Origin of the sequence: Rubritalea profundi, from assembly GCF_002954445.1 — a bacterium.
Classification (GTDB): domain Bacteria; phylum Verrucomicrobiota; class Verrucomicrobiia; order Verrucomicrobiales; family Akkermansiaceae; genus Rubritalea; species Rubritalea profundi.
Genome location: NZ_MQWA01000001.1, coordinates 2286609 through 2291180, shown reverse-complemented (window position 1 = coordinate 2291180; position 4572 = coordinate 2286609). Strand labels below are relative to the sequence as shown.

General features: G+C 52.5%; 4 protein-coding genes. All 4 read right to left on the bottom strand.

Translation table 11 applies throughout. The features are described from left to right. On the bottom strand, nt 1-1099 hold a 1099-nt coding region (locus BSZ32_RS18845; protein ID WP_165788766.1), incomplete at its 3' end, for a DUF6288 domain-containing protein. Nucleotides 1100-1389: 290 nt separating this feature from the next. Then, nucleotides 1390-1437, bottom strand: a complete 48-nt coding sequence (locus tag BSZ32_RS19775) for a hypothetical protein (protein ID WP_240610710.1) — start codon at nt 1435-1437, stop codon at nt 1390-1392. A gap of 1064 nt (nt 1438-2501) precedes the next feature. Beyond that, the gene (locus BSZ32_RS20695; RefSeq protein ID WP_105043271.1) at nt 2502-2891 is read right to left on the bottom strand and encodes a golvesin C-terminal-like domain-containing protein; all 390 of its coding nucleotides are present in this window, start codon (nt 2889-2891) and stop codon (nt 2502-2504) included. 214 nt (nt 2892-3105) lie between these two features. Further along, complete coding sequence (locus tag BSZ32_RS09900) at nt 3106-4533, bottom strand: sulfatase (protein ID WP_105043270.1); 1428 nt, start codon at nt 4531-4533, stop codon at nt 3106-3108. Nucleotides 4534-4572 lie beyond the last annotated feature (39 nt).

Here is a 4572-nt window from a genome sequence, read left to right as displayed (position 1 = left end):
CCACCCCGCAGACTTTAGCCAATATGAGGAAAGTCGCACATGGAGCACCCGCCGCGTGCACAGTACCATAACTAAAGTGGGCTGGCCCCCCCCGGCCGCTCCAAGCTCCACGGTACATGTTCGCCTTGAGCTCTTCGGTCATCTTCTTGATGACTGGCAGCACTTTTTTATCTCCAGTTCGCAGGTAATACTCACATAGCCCGTGGCCTTTGAATCCTTTATGCCAATTGAACACTCCTATGGTCTCAATGCCAGCCATCCACTTGCGGACAACTTTGAGATCTTTCTCCTCACCTGTTGAGAGCATGAAAAGCACGGCTCCCCAACCTGGCTCTTTTTGAGCTGCCAGATAGTCAGCTAACTTTCGCACAATCTTGTCTGACTTAGGGCAGTCCAGTGGCCAGGTTTTACTATAGGCCCCCATGACGGGTAGGGTGACCAATACCGTACCTGCATCTTTGATCTTTAGACTGATCTTACCATCCGTAGCCTCCGCTTGGGTAATGATGTCGCCTAGAATTTCACGCGGATCTCTTTCTTCCAGTATCTGGCCATTGATACTCTCAATAATTTGCCCAGTTTTTAACTTGCCCGTTTTCGCAGCTGGAGACGCTTCCTCAACATTGGTGATCACCATGGTGAAATTCGGCTTAACCAAATCAATGCCAAGACCAACGGGGCCAAAGTTTTGGACATTCCACGGCTTTTTGCCGTTTACCTCTGGACGGGGCTGGAAGATCGTTGATCCATTGTAGTACTCTCCCGACTTCGCAGTTGTTTTATGGCTCTTCTTACTGGCTGCTTTCTTTATTACTGATGGCTTAGAGACCGCGACAACGGGCTTTTTCTCGCTCTCCGTTAGAAATTCGATATCCTGCTTGGAGAGGATTTTACGATTAAATGACATCTTTCTCCCGTTTGACAGAGTTACCTTCACTGATCCTGTCTTGGCATCGTAGGAGGTGAGTTCGCCTTTAAATGTCTTACCACCATCGGCACTCGTCCAGGTTTTCGCCTGCGCGCCCGTAATTAATAACGCGGCACTGACGACCATTGATTTCCAGCCGATGTGAATCGGCGCTAAGTTGAGTTTTTTCATAATATTATTGCTAGGAATTTGATTTTTATTGCTAGGAATTTGATTTTTATTGATAGGAATTTGATTTTTGCGGGAGGTGTTAGAAGTTGCGGTCATGAAGGAAAGATGGGGGGCATTAAAAGGGTAAAACGGGGGTAGTGAATGGCCACTCACAGGATAAGTCAATGGTGAAATTGTTACTGAGAGCGGTCAGTCCGGACCCTTCTCTGGATATTGAAACATACGTAAAAACCCCACCCCCGCGTGACGGGGAATGGGGTTGGGATATTTGTTAATTTTCCAAGGCCGGATTACCTGCGGCGACGGAGGATCAGTGCGAGTCCACCAAGGCCGAGCAGGACGGCGGTGGATGGCTCAGGAACGTCAACCGAGTCAAGGTGACGCCACCGATGGTGATCGCGTTGTAACCGCCGTCCGTATTCGTGGCCTTAGATCCCCAGATCTGGATTTCCTCGCCCGAGCTGAGCCCGGTGATGTCGAAGAAATACATGTCCATGACACCGGAGCGATTGAGTCCGGTTGCATCGGCAGTGCCCCCGGCGACAATCCGCAGGGCGTCAGCTCCAACCACCCCGTCCGCGAGCGAATCGAGCACGACGCCGAGGCGGATCGTTTCGCCGTCGGCCATGTCGCGGTTCATCGTGTAGGCGAAGAGCTCCTGAAGGGTTGTCGCGCCGGTCGTGCCGTTGTGGTTCACCCCCGCATAGCCGACATTGACAGCACCCGCGCCGGATGAATCGAGGCGGTCATCGGCGGCGAAATAGGATCCCGAGACGCCGGTCCCGGAGCCAGTGTAGGCAATGCCGCTCGTGTAACTCGGCCCGCTCTCAATAGGAGAATAAAGCACAGCTTCAGCTCCCCCGCCACCAGAGTTATTCATCCAGGTGTAGCCATCGCTGCCGTAGAAGTTGTTGCCGTCGAGGTCCGACGACTTGGAGGTGCCTGTACTGCTCCAATTGCTAATCTCCGACAAACTGTCGTTCTGTAGGCTGCTGAGGAAGGTGACTGCGGCCTGCGCGGGCATAGCGAGCGCACCTAGCGCCGCAGCGAGGGACAGGCTTGTTTTCATCGATTTTGTGTTCATACTCATGATGATATTGTTTTGTTTGGGTTTTTGTTGAGTTCGATTCCACCTGCAAATTTAGACAACTCACTCAGGCACGTTGCACAAAGCACAAAGCATAAAGCATAAAGCATAAAGCATAAAGCATAAAGCATAAACAAAACCATCACGACGACAAACTAAAATACTTATCAAATTGACACAATAAGTTATACATTTAGCACACTGATAATGACATGAATCCATTCGAATCGCACGTCGACGCAGCGGAAGCGGTTTTCCGTTGCGTTGATTTCCATTCATCTCAAGGGTTTCACGCCTGCCTACCTTCACGTCATCTCATCTTTCGGGTGTGGCTAGAACAAACATAAGGGCGCTGCATCGTGCCGGCGAGATACCCGATCCGGGTTTAACGACAACGCCCTCCTTTTTGGTTCCCTTAAAGGCATAGCTCTCCAGCTCCACCCAACCCGATGGCCCCGTACGCATATCGACGACCAGGGATTCACTACCGCCGCCGTTATTAATGACTATTCCCTGTCTGGCATCGTTGCTGGGGTGGGCAACTCGGTAGATATACACTGTATACTCACCCGCTTTGTTAAGGGGAGAAGCGAACATCGCACGGCCCCCTTTACCGCTGAATCTGCTCTTCCCGCCCTTGTAACCCGCCAAGCCAGAATCAGCCCAGGCACCCGTTTCTATGTAGCCCGGGTCTTTTATAGTCACGACAACGCCACCCGTTATTTTCAGCCGTGACTACAGCTCTGTCCCCAATGGCACTTATATCGACAACGCTTCCTTTATCCAGATATGAACAAATGGCAAGTGTTCTGTTGACAATGAATTATGTGCCTTTTGTGGACAATATTTCTTACTGCTAGGAATTTGCTTTTTGGGTGAGGTGGTCGGAGGGGCTTTCATGAGGTGATAAGGCGGTTGCTTACTTCTTTAGTTTGGCGTTGGCGTTGGCGGCGGCGAAGGCGTTGTGGCCGGTGGAGCGTCCCTCGAGAACCGGGTGCTGTGCGCTTTTCTTGGGAAGAAATGCGCGGAGTTCGGCAATCACTGCTTTCTTCTCCGGGCTGTTGGCAAGGTTAGTCCATTCGTGCGGATCCTTGCTGTGGTCGTAGAGCTCCTGCGAGCCATCGCGATATTGGATGAAGCGATAGCGGGTGCTGCGTACGGAGTAGTTGTCCGGTCCAAAACTGGTGATGGCTGGGTGATCCCATTCGGCGGCTGGATCCTTTAACAGCGGTACCAGGCTCTGCCCCTCCTGCTTCTCGTCTTTTTCTAGCTTGGCAAGGTCTAGTAGGGTCGGAAAGATATCGATGAGTTCGGCGGGGCGCTCACTGCGCTGGCCGGCTTTGAAACCAGGGGCGGAAACAATCAGGGGCACACGGGTACCATCCTCCCAAAGCGAACGTTTGGCCCAGCGTTCTTTTTCTCCGAGATGAAAGCCGTGATCGGAGAAAAGCACGATGATGGTGTTATTCGCATGCGGACTGGCGTCAAGAGCATCGAGTACCAGGCCGAGACAATGATCGGCAAAGGTGACTGAGGCGAGATAGGATTGTACCGCATGTTTCCACTGATCCGCACTCGTGACCCAGCTGTGCAACGGCGAGACGTGTTCCAGATTGGTCAGGTCGATGGCGTATTGGCTGAGATCCGCGCGATCATCGGCTTTGACGAGGGGGAGCTTCACCTTGTCCAGCGGGTGCATGTCAAACCATTTTTTGGGTGCGTACATGGGGACGTGTGGCCGGTAAAAGCCGACACCGAGCATGAATGGCTTGTCATGTTTCTGTTTGAGTTTGTTGATGGCCCAGTTGGCGGCTTTGAGATCCGGCATCTTTTCGTCCATGTCGGGAAAGGCGCCCCAGTCCCAGAGTGGATGACCGTGTGGCTGCGAAATCTTCTTTTTGGGGCTGGGGCCAAAGCCACCGTTGTTGCCGCCGTACTCTTGGAAGTAGAGCTTGTCTTTGCCGTGAAACAGTTTGCCAACGGCCATGGTCTTATAGCCATTTTTGGCGAAGCGTTGAGGCAGGGTATCCAGTTTGTTCAAAGCGGGCGCGGCATCCAGGTGGGGACTAAGAAAATAGACGCCACTGCTATGGGGATAACGGCCGGTCATCAGACTGGCGCGCGAGGGATTGCAGACGGGCGATTGGCAATGGGCGTTGCTGAAGAGCGTGCCGCGTTTGGCAAGACGATCGATATTGGGCGTTAAAGCTTGCGGATGACCACCAAGACAACCAACCCAGTCATTGAGGTCATCAATCGAAAGCAAGAGCACATTTGGCTTGTCGGCCGCGTTGATCACTGGCGCGAGTGAAAGGGCGAAGAGAAGGCTGAGGACGATTCTGCTCATATCGGGTATGCTAGGAATTTGCTTTTTGGGTGAGGTGGT

Coding starts and splice junctions, on each gene's coding strand:
- BSZ32_RS09900 (WP_105043270.1), bottom strand. CDS start 4,533: ATGAGCAGAATCGTCCTCAGCCTTCTCTTCGCCCTTTCACTCGCGCCA.